General features: G+C 74.6%; 12 protein-coding genes. 8 read left to right on the top strand and 4 right to left on the bottom strand.

Annotated elements, in window-relative coordinates:
• Positions 1-17: 17 nt before the first annotated feature.
• Positions 18-1067, bottom strand: coding sequence for a LacI family DNA-binding transcriptional regulator (locus tag ACFU9A_RS19470; RefSeq protein WP_430576938.1), 1050 nt, complete (start codon positions 1065-1067; stop codon positions 18-20).
• Between the two features lie 196 nt (positions 1068-1263).
• Between ACFU9A_RS19470 and ACFU9A_RS19465 the strand changes: the two genes are divergently transcribed.
• From ACFU9A_RS19465 to ACFU9A_RS19440, 6 genes are read left to right on the top strand one after another with little or no spacing between them, the layout of a single operon-like run.
• Positions 1264-2583 carry an ABC transporter substrate-binding protein gene (locus tag ACFU9A_RS19465; RefSeq protein WP_430576937.1) on the top strand — a complete coding sequence of 440 codons (1320 nt, stop codon included), beginning with the start codon at positions 1264-1266 and terminating at the stop codon, positions 2581-2583.
• Positions 2584-2590: 7 nt separating this feature from the next.
• Positions 2591-3562 carry a carbohydrate ABC transporter permease gene (locus ACFU9A_RS19460; protein ID WP_430576936.1) on the top strand — a complete coding sequence of 324 codons (972 nt, stop codon included), beginning with the start codon at positions 2591-2593 and terminating at the stop codon, positions 3560-3562.
• Positions 3559-4392 carry a carbohydrate ABC transporter permease gene (locus ACFU9A_RS19455; protein WP_430576935.1) on the top strand — a complete coding sequence of 278 codons (834 nt, stop codon included), beginning with the start codon at positions 3559-3561 and terminating at the stop codon, positions 4390-4392. The genes ACFU9A_RS19460 and ACFU9A_RS19455 overlap by 4 nt, the downstream gene beginning before the upstream one ends.
• Positions 4389-6872: a beta-glucosidase gene (locus ACFU9A_RS19450; protein WP_430576934.1), complete on the top strand. Its 2484-nt coding sequence runs from the start codon at positions 4389-4391 to the stop codon at positions 6870-6872. Before ACFU9A_RS19455 ends, ACFU9A_RS19450 begins: the two co-directional genes overlap by 4 nt.
• A gap of 50 nt (positions 6873-6922) precedes the next feature.
• Positions 6923-7420 carry a nitroreductase family deazaflavin-dependent oxidoreductase gene (locus ACFU9A_RS19445; RefSeq protein ID WP_430576933.1) on the top strand — a complete coding sequence of 166 codons (498 nt, stop codon included), beginning with the start codon at positions 6923-6925 and terminating at the stop codon, positions 7418-7420.
• Positions 7421-7446: 26 nt separating this feature from the next.
• Positions 7447-8181 carry a class I SAM-dependent methyltransferase gene (locus tag ACFU9A_RS19440; RefSeq protein ID WP_430576932.1) on the top strand — a complete coding sequence of 245 codons (735 nt, stop codon included), beginning with the start codon at positions 7447-7449 and terminating at the stop codon, positions 8179-8181.
• Here the strand turns inward: ACFU9A_RS19440 and ACFU9A_RS19435 are convergent.
• Positions 8129-8725, bottom strand: coding sequence for a TetR/AcrR family transcriptional regulator (locus ACFU9A_RS19435; protein ID WP_430576931.1), 597 nt, complete (start codon positions 8723-8725; stop codon positions 8129-8131). The two genes, ACFU9A_RS19440 and ACFU9A_RS19435, sit on opposite strands and share 53 nt — an antisense overlap.
• Here ACFU9A_RS19435 and ACFU9A_RS19430 point away from each other — a divergent pair.
• Positions 8673-10421 (top strand): MFS transporter, encoded by a 1749-nt coding sequence (locus ACFU9A_RS19430; protein WP_430576930.1) that lies wholly within the window; start codon positions 8673-8675, stop codon positions 10419-10421. The genes ACFU9A_RS19435 and ACFU9A_RS19430 overlap by 53 nt on opposite strands.
• Before the next feature lie 89 nt (positions 10422-10510).
• On the top strand, positions 10511-10759 hold the full coding sequence (locus ACFU9A_RS19425; protein WP_430576929.1) for a DUF2630 family protein: 249 nt from the start codon (positions 10511-10513) through the stop codon (positions 10757-10759).
• 10 nt (positions 10760-10769) lie between these two features.
• Here the strand turns inward: ACFU9A_RS19425 and ACFU9A_RS19420 are convergent, their stop codons facing one another.
• A complete protein-coding gene (locus tag ACFU9A_RS19420) occupies positions 10770-11756 on the bottom strand; it encodes an aldo/keto reductase (RefSeq protein ID WP_430576928.1) in 987 nt (328 codons plus the stop codon).
• Between the two features lie 55 nt (positions 11757-11811).
• Complete coding sequence (locus ACFU9A_RS19415) at positions 11812-13254, bottom strand: DUF2252 domain-containing protein (RefSeq protein WP_430576927.1); 1443 nt, start codon at positions 13252-13254, stop codon at positions 11812-11814.
• Positions 13255-13297: the final 43 nt, after the last annotated feature.

Here is a 13297-nt window from a genome sequence, read left to right as displayed (position 1 = left end):
CCTCGGCACGATCGGGACTAGCTCGGCGGGGGCGCCGTCGAGGAGCGGACGACGAGGGACGTGGGCAGGCGCAGGTGGCGCTCGCGGGCGGTGCCCTCCAGGAGGTCGAGGACGAGGCGCAGGGCCTCGGCACCCATGCGGTGCATGGGCTGCGCGACGGTGGTGAGCGGGGGAGTGCTGCCCCAGGACTCGGGGACGTTGTCGAAGCCGACGACGGACAGGTCGTCGGGGACGCGCAGGCCCAGCTCCTGGGCGACCTCGAGCACGCGGATGGCGGACAGGTCGTTGGCGGCGAACACGGCGGTGGGCCGGTCGGGGCGGTCGAGCAGGGAGCGGACGGGCGCGTCGGCGAGGTCCGGGCGGTAGCCGCCGACCTTGACGAGCAGCGGGTCGACCGGGATGCCCGCGGCATCCAGGGCCTGCCGGTAGCCGAGCTCGCGCAGGCGGGCGGACTCCAGGTCCGGGCGGCCGCCCAGGTGGGCGATGCGCCGGTGCCCGAGGGCGATGAGGTGCTCGACGGCCTCGCGGGCGCCGGTCGTGTTGTCGGAGTCGACGGTGGGGGTGCCCTCCGGCCCGGTGTGCGGGTCGACCGCGACGACGGGGACGGGGGAGTCGGGCGACATCACCATCGTGGGCGTCACGACGATCGCCGCGTCCACGAGCGTCCCGGCGAGCCGGGACAGCGACCGCCGCTCCCAGCCGGCCTGCGCGCCGCCGTCGGTGCGGCCGGCGTAGGCGAGGAGCTCGTACCCGGTGCCGTCGACGGCGGCGGAGATGCCCTTGAGCAGCTCGGTGGAGTACGGCTCGAACTCGGCGACGAGGACGCCGATGACGTTGGTGCTGGTGCGGCGCAGGCTGCGCGCCACCAGGGAGGACTCGTAGCCGAGGTCCTCGACGACGGCCAGCACCCGCTCCGAGGTGGCCGCCGCGACGCCGTACCGGCTGTTCACCACCTTCGACACGGTGGCCACCGAGACGCCGGCGACGCGCGCCACGTCGGAGATGGTGACGCGACCCGGTGCGGGGGCGGGGACACCCGCGGCGGGCGGGTCGGCGGCGGTGCTCACGAGTCGACAGTATGCGGCACGGGCGCGCCCGTCACGCGGCTCGCCCGCCGTCTGGAGGGCGAAGGGGTGAGGTTTCGAAATCGTTATCGACAACGATTGACGAATCGGCCGGGCGCCTGCCACTCTCGTGCTCAGGCACTCACCACCTCGCGGCAGCGCCGCTGCCGTGCCCGTCGACGAAGACAAGGGATCGATGATGACGAGGACGAGGATCATGCGCGGCGCCACCGCGGTCGCGCTCGGGACCACCGTGGCGCTCCTGGGCGCCGCCTGCGCGGGCCAGGGCAGCGGCTCCCAGGGCGGCGACGACGGCGGCAGCACGGCCGACGCCAGCACGATCACGTGGTGGCACAACTCGAACACCGGCGAGGGCAAGGAGTACTACGACAAGGTCGCCGCCGACTTCGAGAAGGACCACCCCGGCACGACCGTCAAGGTCAGCGCCATGCAGCACGAGGACATGCTGACCAAGCTCGACGCCGCCTTCCAGGCCGGCGACGCCCCCGACGTGTTCATGGAGCGCGGCGGCGGCGAGCTCGCCTCCCACGTCGAGGCCGGCCTGCTCAAGGACATCTCCGAGCCCGCCGCCGACACGATCAGCACCATCGAGCCGTACATGTCCGGCTTCCAGGTGGACGGCGCGTCCTACGCGCTGCCGTTCTCCATCGGCGTCGTCGGCTTCTGGTACAACAAGTCGCTCTTCGACAAGGCGGGGATCACCGAGACCCCCACCACGATGGACGAGCTGTACGCCGACTTCGACAAGCTGAAGGCCGCGGACGTCACGCCCGTGTCCGTGGGCGCCGGCGACAAGTGGCCGGCCGCGCACTACTGGTACTACAACGTGATCCGGCAGTGCTCCGCGGACACGCTCGACGCGGCGATCAAGGACGTCGACTACTCCGACCCGTGCTTCGTCAAGGCCGGCGACACCCTCGACGAGCTCATCGCCACCCAGCCCTTCAACAAGGGCTTCCTCACCACCCCGGCGCAGTCCGGCCCGACGTCGGCGTCCGGCCTGCTCGCCACCGGCAAGGTCGCGATGGAGCTGGCCGGCCACTGGGAGCCCGGCGTCATGCAGGGCCTCACCGAGGACGGCAACGGCCTCGGCGACGACACGGGCTGGTTCCCGTACCCGTCCATCGAGGGCCAGCAGGGCACCGACGGCGCCCAGATGGGCGGCGGCGACGCGTGGGCCGTGTCGAAGGACGCGCCGGACGTGGCGGTCGACTTCGCGCAGTACCTGCTGAGCGACGAGGTGCAGAAGGGCTTCGCCGAGCTCGACATGGGCCTGCCGACCAACCCGACGGCGTCGTCGTCGGTCTCCGACCCGGCGCTCGCCGAGCTCCTCGACGTGCGCGACAACGCCCCGTCGATCCAGCTCTACCTGGACACGCTGCTCGGCACCTCCGTGGGCGGCGCGATGAACGACGAGATCGCCCTGCAGTTCGCCGGCAAGGCGACCCCGCAGGACGTCGTCGACGCGGTGCAGTCCGCGGCCGAAGCGGACCAGTGACCGGCCGATGACGGACACCGTCCTCCGGTCCGCCGACCGTGCCTCCGCACGGTCGGCGGACCGCCGTCCGCACGGGCACCGCAGCACGGCCGCGGTGTGGCGCAAGCGGGCGGAGATCGCCCTCTTCGTGACGCCGGCCCTCGCGCTCCTGGTGGCCTTCGTGGTGGTCCCGATCGCCACGGCCGTGCAGATGTCGCTGTACAGGTGGAAGGGCTTCGGCCCGATGGTCGACTTCGTCGGCCTGCGCAACTACGTCTCGGTGCTGACCAACGAGGTCTTCACGGACGCCGTCGTGCACAACCTCGTCATCGTGGTGGGCTCGATCCTGCTGCAGCTTCCCCTCGGCCTCGCGATCGCGCTGCTGCTCAACCGCAAGATGTGGGGCCAGGGCCTGCTGCGCACCATCATCTTCGTCCCGTTCGTGCTGGCGGAGGTCATCGCGGGCGTCGTCTGGTTCCAGCTGCTGCAGCCGGAGTACGGCGTCATCGACACGATGCTCGCGGCCGTCGGGCTGCACGGGCCGGAGCAGGGCTTCCTCGGCACCCCCGAGTACGCCCTGTGGACCGTGCTCGTCGTGCTCACCTGGAAGTACCTGGGCCTGGCCGTGATCCTCTTCCTCGCCGGCCTGCAGGGCGTGCCCGAGGAGCTGTACGAGGCCGCCCAGCTCGACGGCGCCACCTGGTGGCAGGTGCAGCGCCGCATCACCATCCCCCTGCTCGGGCCGACCATGCGCACGTGGGGGTTCCTGTCGATGATCGGCTCGCTGCAGCTCTTCGACATGGTGTGGATCCTCACCGGCGGCGGCCCCGCCAACGCGACCACCACGATGGCCACGTTCCTGGTCAACGAGGGCACCAAGCGGCAGAACTTCGGCATCGCCGGCGCCGCCTCGGTGGTGCTGTTCGTCGTCGCCCTGGTGCTCGCCCTCGCCTACCAGCGCTTCGTGCTGCGCCGTGACACCCAGGAGGCCGACCGATGAGCCGCAGACGCGCCGGCGGCGGCAACGTCCTCGTCTACGCGATCGCCCTCGTGGTGGTGGCCGTGACCCTCGGCCCCGTGCTCTACGGGGTGCTCGGCGGGTTCCGCACCAACGCGCAGATCGCCGAGGACCCGGCCGCGATGCCCAGCCCCTGGGTGCTGTCCAACTACGCGAAGGTGCTCGCGCCCGGGTCGCCGTTCTGGGGCTACTTCCTCAACTCGACGATCATCGCCGTGCTCACCACCGCCGTCGTGGTCGTGTTCGGCGTGATGGCCGCGTACCCGCTGGCGCGCTACCGGTTCAAGGGGCGCGAGGCGCTGTTCCTGGTGTTCGTCATCGGGCTGCTGTTCCCCGCCACGGTGGCGATCATCCCGCTGTTCATCCTCGTGACGCAGAACTACCAGATGGGCAACACCTGGTGGGGCGTCGCGCTGCCGCAGGCGGCGTTCGCGCTGCCCATGACGGTCGTGATCCTGCGCCCGTTCCTCATGGCGCTGCCCGCCGAGCTCGAGGAGGCGGCGCAGCTCGACGGCGCCAGCCGGATCGGGTTCTTCTGGCGGATCCTCGTGCCCCTGTCGGGGCCCGGGATGGTGACCGTCGGCGTGCTCGCGTTCGTCGGGTCCTGGAACGCCTACCTCCTGCCGCTGCTCCTGCTGCAGGGCGACATGCGGACGCTGCCCCTCGGCGTCGCCGACTTCTCCTCGGAGCACTCGGCCGACACCGCGGGAGTGTTCGCCTTCACGACGCTGGCGATGATCCCTGCGCTGGTGTTCTTCCTCGCGATGCAGAAGCGCATCGTGAACGGCCTGCAGGGAGCCGTGAAGGGATGACCGAAGGAGAGCACGTGACCCACGCCCCCGCGACGCCCGCGCCCGCCGCGCAGCCCCCGCTGCCCGCGACGCCCGTCGTGACCGAGCGCGTCCGCGCGCTGCACGCCCGGATGACGCTCGAGGAGAAGCTCGCGCAGCTCGTCGGGTACTGGCTCGACCAGGGCGGCGAGGTGGTGGCACCGATGCAGGGGGAGATGGCGGCCGGCGACGGCGGCCGGCTCGAGGAGATCACCCGCCACGGCATCGGCCACTACACCCGCGTGTACGGCACCCGGCCGGTGGACCCGGCCGAGCGGGCCGCCTGGCTGTGGGCGGAGCAGCAGCGCCTGCGCCGCGAGACCCGGCTCGGCATCCCCGCCCTCGTGCACGAGGAGTGCCTCACCGGCCTGTCCGCGTGGAAGGCCGCGACGTTCCCGACCCCGCTGGCGTGGGGCGCGTCGTTCGACCCGGAGCTCGTGGCCGAGATGGGCCGCGTCATCGGCGCCTCGATGCGCGAGCTGGGCGTGCACCAGGGGCTCGCCCCCGTGCTCGACGTCGTCCGCGACCCCCGCTGGGGCCGCGTCGACGAGTGCATCGGCGAGGACCCGTACCTCGTCGGCACGGTCGGCACCGCCTACGTGCGCGGCCTGCAGGACGCCGGCGTGCACGCCACGCTCAAGCACTTCGTCGGGTACTCCGGCTCCCGCGCCGGGCGCAACCACGCGCCCGTCTCGGCGGGCCCCCGCGAGATGGCCGACGTCTACCTGCCGCCGTTCGAGATGGCGGTGCGCGACGGCGGCGTGCGGTCCGTCATGGCGTCGTACGTCGACGTCGACGGCGTGCCGATGCACGCCAGCGCGGAGCACCTCACGGAGATCCTGCGCGAGCGGTGGGGCTTCGACGGCACCGTCGTCGCCGACTACTTCGGCGTCGCCTTCCTCGAGGTGATGCACCGCGTGGCCGCCGACCGTGGCGAGGCCGCCGCCCAGGCGCTCGAGGCCGGCCTCGACATCGAGCTGCCGTCGGGCGACGCGTACCTCGAGCCGCTCGCCGAGCTCGTCCGCGCGGGCGGGCTCGACGAGCGGTACGTGGACCGCGCCGTGCTGCGCGCCCTCGCGCAGAAGGAGGAGCTCGGGCTGCTCGACGAGGACGCCTTCGCCGGCGAGCCGCCGGCGGTCGTCGACCTCGACTCGCCCGCGCACCGCGACGTGGCCCGCCGCCTCGCCGAGGAGTCGCTCGTCCTGCTCACCAACGACGGCGTGCTGCCCCTGAAGGGATGGAGCGCCGCGCCCGCGCGCGTCGCCGTCGTCGGCCCCAACGCGCACCGCAGCGACGCCCTCATGGGCTGCTACTCGTTCGCCAACCACGTGCTGGCGCACCACTCCGAGGTGCCGAAGGGCTTCCACATCCCCACCGTCTTCGAGGCGGTCGGGGGCGCATTCCGCTCCGCGGGGCTGCCCCAGCCGGAGCTGGTGCACGCCGCCGGCTGCGACGTCGAGGGCGAGGACACGTCCGGCTTCGCGGAGGCCGTCGCGGCCGCCGCGTCCTCGGACGTGGCCGTCGTCGTGGTGGGCGACCACGCGGGCCTCTTCGGCCGCGGCACCGTGGGCGAGGGCAACGACGCGGAGTCGCTGGAGCTGCCCGGCGTGCAGCGGGGCCTCGTCGAGGCCGTGCTGGCCACCGGCACCCCCGTCGTCACGGTGGTGCTCAGCGGCCGCCCGTACGCGATCGACTGGGCGCTCGACGTCGCCGGGGACGACGACGACCGCCGTCCCGGCGCCGTGCTGCAGGCCTTCTTCCCGGGGGAGGAGGGCGGCACGGCCGTCGCCGCCGTGATCGCGGGCGCCGTCAACCCGTCCGGCCGCCTGCCCGTCTCGCTGCCCCGGTCGGCGGGCGCGCAGCCCTACTCCTACCTGCACCCCGTGCTGGGCGGGCCGTCCGACGTCACGTCCACCGACTCGACGCCGCTGCGGCCGTTCGGGTTCGGCCTGTCGTACACGTCGTTCGCGTACACCGACCTGGACGTCGACGCCGAGGTGGCCGCGGGCGGCGACTTCGCGGCCGCCGTGCGCGTCACGAACACGGGGACGGTCGCCGGGTCGGACGTCGTGCAGCTCTACGGGCGCGACGTGCACGGGTCGGTCACCCGGCCCGTGGCGCAGCTCCTCGCCTACCACCGGGTGGCGCTGGAGCCGGGGGAGTCGGCGGTCGTGCGGTTCGACGTCCCCACGACGCGGCTCGCGTTCGCCGACCGCCGCCTCGTGCGCGTCGTCGAGCCCGGCGACGTCGAGGTGTGGGTCGGGTCGCACGTGGCCGCCACGCCCGACGCCGACGCCGAGGACGTGCAGCACGCGACCGGCGGCGCCATCACCAGCTCGCGCCGCTCGGAGAAGCGGGACCTGCCGGGCACCGCGACGCCCCGCGCCACGCTGCTCGTCACGGGCGAGACGTACGCGGTGACCGTCGCCGACCGCCGGGTGGTGACGTCCACGCTCGCGTGACGTCGCCCGACGTGCCGCGCAGGGTGGCCGTGCCCCGGTGAGGATGGGGCATGGCCACCCTGCTGCACGTCGTCCGGTCCGCCGTCGCGCCCGTGACGCGCACGCGCGCCTTCCGGGCGGTGGCGCCGCGGGCGCTGCCGCCCGTCGAGCGGGCGCTGGCGCGGCTCACCCGCGGGCGGTTCCAGCTCAGCGCGGTGCTGGTGCCGTCGCTCGTGCTGCACACGACCGGGGCGCGGTCGGGGGAGCCCCGCGACACCTACCTCATGTACACGCCGCTGGGCGCGGGGCGGCTCGTGGTGGCGGGCACGTCGTTCGCGCGCGACCGGCACCCGGCCTGGACGTACAACCTGCTCGCCCACCCGGACGCGGCGGTGAGCATCCGCGGCCGGCGCTACCCGGTGCGGGCCACGCTGGTCGAGGACGACGCGGAACGGGACGCCGTGTGGGAGCGCATCGAGGCGCAGTGGCCGGGCTACCGCGCGTACGAGCGGGACTCCGGGCGGGTGGTGCGCCTGTTCCGGCTCGAGCGCGCCGGTCGCCCGGTCTGACGGCGACGAGCGACGGGGGACGGGGCGTGTCCGGGACGCACTTCGAGCAGATGGCGGACGCCTACGCGGCCGCCCGGCCGCCGTACTCCGCCGCGCTGTACGACGCGCTCGTCGCCGAGGGGGCCGCCGGGCCGGGCGTCCGCGCGCTCGAGGCGGGTGCCGGGTCGGGGCTCGCCACCGCGGAGCTGGTCCGCCGGGGGACGGACATCGTCGCGCTCGAGCCCGGCGCCAGGCTCGCCGCGCTCCTGCGCGAGGCGGTGCCCGGCACGGAGGTGCTGGTGTCCCGGCTGGAGGACGCCGTCTTCCCGCGGGCAGGGTTCGACGCCGTCGTGGCGGCCACCGCGATGCACTGGGTGGACCTCGACGCGGTGCTGCCGAGGCTGCACGACGCGCTGCGCCCGGGCGGTCGCCTCGCCGTCTGGCGCAACGTCTTCGGCGACGACGCCGTGCGGACCGCCTTCCGGGACCGTGTGGGCGAGATCGTCGCCCGGCGCCGTGGCCCCGACGACGCCCCCGCCCGCGAGGCGCGCCCCACGATGGCGGAGCTCGGTGCCGGCGGCTGGTTCGAGCCGGTCCGCACCGAGCGGTGGCGGTGGTCGGTCGAGCTCACCGGGGACCAGGTGCGCCGCCTCTTCCGCACCTTCAGCGACTGGACCGCGGACGAGGCCGAGGAGGCGGGCGCCGCGGCGGACGAGCTCGGGGGACGCGTCACCGAGCACTACCGGTCGGTGCTGCACCTCCTGCGCCGCCGAGACCGGTGACCACCGCGTGCACCGTCGCGGCGACGAGGCCGCGGTCCAGGGGCTCGTCGTCGGACGCCCGGTGCATGGGCCAGCCCTCGATCAGCGCGTCGAGGGCGCGGCACACCGGCTCGGCGAAGTGCAGGCCGAGGCTCGCGCGGCTGCGCAGCAGCCAGGCGCGCATCGTCGCGGCCACGGCCGGGTGGTGGTTGGCGTACGCGTACATCTCGAACAGGAGCGTCACCTCGCGGGCCGTGGCGTAGGCGGGCCCGCAGACGAGCTCGACGACGGCGGCCTCCGCCTCGGCGGGCGTCGCGGCGTCGGCGAGGGCTCGGTGGTACTGGACCGACATCGTGTCGGCCAGGCGCGCGAACGCCTGGGCGAGCAGGTCGTCCATGCCGTCGAAGTAGTAGGTGACGGACCCGAGCGGCACCTGCGCGCGGGCGGCGATCCGGCGGTGGGTGGTGCGGTGCACGCCGACGTCGCCGACGACGTCCAGCGCGGCGTCGAGGATGCGGTCCCGCCGCCCGGGGTCGTTGGGGACCTCTCGCCGTGTGCCGCTCACGCGGCCATCCTCCCCGACATCGCCGCCCTCCCCAAGTGTGTACGCTTGTACAACTCGCCTTCGTGACCCGGGAGCCCCCCTCGTGACCGCCAGCCTCCGCGCGCGCCGCAACGCGCTGTACGCGCTCTTCTTCCTCAACGGCATCGCCATCTCCTCGTGGGTCACGCGCACCCCCGACGTGCGCGACCTCGTCGGCGCCACCACCGGGCAGATGGGGCTCATCCTGTTCGGCCTGTCCGTGGGGTCGATGATCGGCATCCTGGCCTCCGGCCCGCTCGTGGCGCGCTGGGGCACCCGGCCCGTCACGGCGGTGGGGGTCGGCGCGATGGCGGTCGGCGTCGGGGTGGTCGGCGTGGGCGCGGCGCTCGGCTCGGGCGCCGTGGTCGCCCTGGGGCTGGGCCTCGTCGGGTGCGGCATGGGCGGCGGCGAGATCGCGCTGAACGTCGAGGGCGCGGAGGTCGAGCGGCTCCTCGGCCGCTCCGCGCTGCCCGCCATGCACGGGTTCTTCAGCCTCGGCACCGTCGTGGGCGCCACCGTCGGGATGGTGCTCACGGCCGTCGCGTCCCCGGTCGTCGTGCACCTGCTGGCGGCCGCCGCGGTGATGCTCGCCGGGCTCGCGGTCGCGATCCGGCCGATCCCCGCGGGCGTCGGCCGGCGGGACCCCGCCGCGCGGCGCGCCGACGTCGTCGCCGGGCCGCCCGTGTGGAAGGACACCCGGCTGCTGCTCATCGGCGGCATCATCCTCGCGCTCGCGCTGGCCGAGGGCGCCGCCAACGACTGGCTGCCGCTCGTCATGGTCGACGGGCACGGATTCGACGCGGCCCTCGGGTCCGCCGTGTACGCCGTGTTCGCCGCCTCCATGACGCTCGGCCGGTTCGTGGGCGGGCGGTTCGTGGACCGGTTCGGGCGCGCGGCCGTGCTGTGCGCCAGCGCGGTCGTGGGGGCGGCCGGTCTCGCGCTCGTGATCTTCGCGGACCAGCAGTGGGTCGCGGCGGGCGCCGCCGTCCTGTGGGGGCTCGGCGCGTCGCTCGGCTTCCCCGTGGCGCTGTCGGCCGCGGGCGACTCCGGCCCGAACCCGGCCGCGCGGGTGTCCCTCGCCGCCACCCTCGGCTACGTCTCGTTCCTCGTGGGGCCGCCGGTGCTCGGCTTCCTCGGCGACCACTACGGCCTGCGTTCCGCGCTGATCGTCGTCCTCGTGCTGGTCGCCGCGGCCGCGTTCCTCGCGCCCGCGGCGGGGACCCCGCACCCGACGGCCGTCGTCGACCGGGACCTGCCCCGGGACCCGCGCGCCGTCGAGGCCGCGCTCCGCGCCGGCGGGGGCACGGACCGGCTGGTCGCGATGGTCCACGGGTCCGAGGCGTTCGCCGACGACGCCTACGTCCGGACCCTGCTCGCCGTCGTCCGCGACCCGCGCCAGGAGGACCTGCTGCGGCAGGAGGCCGTCACGACCGCGGCGCTCGCCGTCGCGCCCGGTGCCGGGGACCTGGAGGACGAGCTCGTCGACGCCCTGCTCGTCGCGGCGCACGACGACGACTGGTGGCCCACCCAGGTCGAGGCGCTCGACCGGCTGCGCGGGCGCGCCCTGCCGCCGTCCGCGGTCGCGCGGCTCGACGCCCTCGCCCGCGACGAGGCGACCTTCGAGCTGGTGCGCGACGCGGCGAGGGCGGCCCTGCCGACCGCGGAGGAACCGGCCTGACGTCCGTCGCCCTGCCGGTACGGCCCGCGCGCGAGAGGATCGACGTCGGAGCCGGGCACCGCGCCCGGGAGAGCGGCAGGAGGGCCGGCATGACCACCGACGGCGACATCCAGCAGACCATCGGCGACCTCATCGCCCGCGAGCGCGAGCTGCGCGCCCGGCTCGCGCAGGGGGAGATCGACGCGAGCACCGAGCACGAGGAGCTCGCCGCGACCGAGACCCGCCTCGACCAGTGCTGGGACCTGCTGCGGCAGCGGCAGGCGGCGCGCGAGTTCGGCGGCGACCCGGCGCAGGCGAAGGTCCGCCCGGCCGACGTCGTGGAGCACTACCGGGGGTAGCCGGGCGGCGTCAGCGCCCGACCATGCTCATGCCGGCGTCGTCGTAGCGGTTCCCCCGCACGCCGAGGCGGGTGGCGAGGGCGTCGAGCCCGGCGCGCTCGTCGGCCGACAGCGGCACCTCCGTGGCGGCGGCGTTCTCCTCGACGCGCTCGATGCGGCGGGTGCCCGGGATCGGCACGACCCAGGGCTGCTGGGCGAGGAGCCAGGCGAGCGCGATCTGGCCGGGGGTGGCGCCCTTGGCCGCGGCGAGCGCGCGCACGTGGTCGACCAGGGCCTGGTTCGCGGACCGGTTCTCCGCCGTGAACCGGGGGATGGTGCGGCGGATGTCCCCCTGGGCGAACGACGTGCCGGTGTCCACGGTGCCGGTGAGGAAGCCCTTGCCCAGCGGGCTGAACGGGACGAACCCGATGCCGAGCTCGGCGAGCGTGGCGAGCACCTCGGTCTCCGGGTCGCGGGTCCACAGGGAGTACTCGCTCTGCACGGCGGTCACGGGGTGCACGGCGTGCGCCCGGCGGATCGTCGCGGCGGACGCCTCGGAGAGCCCCAGGTGGCGCACCTTGCCCTCCGCGACCAGCTCGCCGACCGTGCCCGCGACGTCCTCGATCGGCACGTCCGGGTCCACGCGGTGCTGGTAGAACAGGTCGATCCGGTCGGTGCGCAGCCGCCGCAGCGAGGCGTCGGCGACGCGACGGATCTGCTCGGGCCGGCTGTCGAGGCCGGCCACGCGGCCGTCGCGGATGTCCCAGCCGAACTTGGTGGCGACCACCACCTGGTCGCGGACGGGCTCCAGGGCCTCGCCCACGAGCTCCTCGTTGACGTAGGGGCCGTACACCTCCGCGGTGTCGACGAACGTGACGCCGCGCTCGACGGCGCCGCGCAGCACGCCGATCATGTCGTCGCGGCTGCCCGGGTTGGGGCCGTAGCTCTGGGACATGCCCATGGCGCCGAGGCCGATCGCCGAGACGTCGAGGCCCTGTCCGAGGGTGCGGGTGTGCATGGGTGGCTCCTGATCTGCAGGTGGTCCGGTCGGTGGTCGGTGGGTCGGGACCCGGTCACGCGTCGGAGGCCGTCAGCCGCCCGGAGGCGACGGCGTCCAGGAAGGCGGCGTAGTCGCGGTCGTTCTGGTCCGCGTAGTCGGCGGCGAAGTCGGCGACCGCCACGTCGAAGCGGTCGCTGGCGCCGAGGTAGGCGGCGAGGGCGACGCGGTCGCCGGAGCGGGCGTGCGCCCGGGCCAGCGCGTCGCCGCAGAGCTGGGCGTAGGTGCGCGCCCCGGCGGCGCTCATCGCCTCCACGTCCACACCGCCCTTCCAGTCGTAGAGCTGGCGGAGGTAGTAGTCGCGGGCGACGCCGTCGACGCCCGCGACGCGCTGCCAGCCGAGGAAGACGTCGCCCGCCGCCTGCATGAGACGCTGCCCGCGTACCACCCGCTCGCCGTGGTTGTCGTACCGGCTCCGCGGCAGGAAGCGCTCCAGGACGGAGGCCTCCGCCTGCTTGGCCTGCAGCACCAGGGTGTCCGCGTCGTCGCGGCCGCGCAGCAGCACCACCCACGCGCGCGTCCCGACGCTGCCGACGCCGACCACCTTGCGGGCCATGTGCAGGTACGTGTACTCCGCCATCGGGTGGTGCTCCTGCTGGAGCGTCGGCAGGTAGGAGGAGATGAGGCCCCGCATCCAGTCCTCCGCCCGCTCGCGGTCGCGGGCGAGGGGGAACAGGTCCTCGATCGGCACGACGAGGGGCGGGCTGGCCGCGATGCGCAGCTCGCCGCCGGTGACCTCGACGAGCTTGGCCGTGGCGCGCGTGCTGTCCTTGGTCCGGGCCTTCGCGAGGTCCGCCTCCAGCCGTTCCACCTGCTTGCGGCCGACGCGCCTGGCCCGGTGCTCCGCCTCGACGTACGCCACGACGCGGTCCGTGTCGAGGCGGTCGTACCACCCCTCGAGCACGCCGGTGCCGGCCAGCTGCAGCATGCGCTCCCGGTAGGCCCGCACGGCGGCGAGGTCGATGTCGCGGCGCTCCGCGTCGCCGAACCCGCGGTGCCGGCCCGCCACCTCGACGCTGGCCGCCAGGCGCTTGACGTCCCACTCCCACGGGCCCGGGAGGGTCTCGTCGAAGTCGTTGATGTCGAACACCATGGCCCGCTCCGGCGTGCCGAAGACGCCGAAGTTCGACAGGTGCGCGTCGCCGCAGACCTGCGTGACGATCCCCGACACGGGGGTGCGCGCCAGGTCGGTGGCCATGAGCAGCGCGGCGCCGCGGTAGAACGTGAACGGCGAGACCATCATCCGCCGGTGCCGGATCGGCACGAGCTCCGGCACCCGCGTGGCCTCCTGCTCCTCGAGGAGCGCCACCGGGTCGGCGCGGTCGGGCGGGGGCGCCCACCCCGCGTGGGACGTCCGCGGGGTGCGGCGCCGGGCGGCCCTCCCGTGCTCGGCCCGGCGCGCGAAGTCGGTGGGCGGGGGCGGCGCGAGCTCCTCGGTCACGTCCTCACGGGTGCCCACGGGACCACCTCCCTGCCTCCTCGTCCGATCGTGGGCCTCGCCG

The organism is Isoptericola sp. NPDC057653 (genome assembly GCF_042799955.1).
Lineage (GTDB): Bacteria > Actinomycetota > Actinomycetes > Actinomycetales > Cellulomonadaceae > Isoptericola.
This window is presented reverse-complemented; position numbering and strand designations above follow the sequence as displayed.

What these genes read in the sequence shown, in the direction of transcription:
- ACFU9A_RS19420 (WP_430576928.1), bottom strand. Translation starts at nt 11,756, where the DNA reads ATGCACACCCGCACCCTCGGACAGGGCCTCGACGTCTCGGCGATCGGC.
- ACFU9A_RS19455 (WP_430576935.1), top strand. Translation starts at nt 3,559, where the DNA reads ATGAGCCGCAGACGCGCCGGCGGCGGCAACGTCCTCGTCTACGCGATC.
- ACFU9A_RS19425 (WP_430576929.1), top strand. Translation starts at nt 10,511, where the DNA reads ATGACCACCGACGGCGACATCCAGCAGACCATCGGCGACCTCATCGCC.
- ACFU9A_RS19465 (WP_430576937.1), top strand. Translation starts at nt 1,264, where the DNA reads ATGACGAGGACGAGGATCATGCGCGGCGCCACCGCGGTCGCGCTCGGG.
- ACFU9A_RS19450 (WP_430576934.1), top strand. Translation starts at nt 4,389, where the DNA reads ATGACCGAAGGAGAGCACGTGACCCACGCCCCCGCGACGCCCGCGCCC.
- ACFU9A_RS19445 (WP_430576933.1), top strand. Translation starts at nt 6,923, where the DNA reads ATGGCCACCCTGCTGCACGTCGTCCGGTCCGCCGTCGCGCCCGTGACG.
- ACFU9A_RS19430 (WP_430576930.1), top strand. Translation starts at nt 8,673, where the DNA reads ATGCGGTCCCGCCGCCCGGGGTCGTTGGGGACCTCTCGCCGTGTGCCG.
- ACFU9A_RS19460 (WP_430576936.1), top strand. Translation starts at nt 2,591, where the DNA reads ATGACGGACACCGTCCTCCGGTCCGCCGACCGTGCCTCCGCACGGTCG.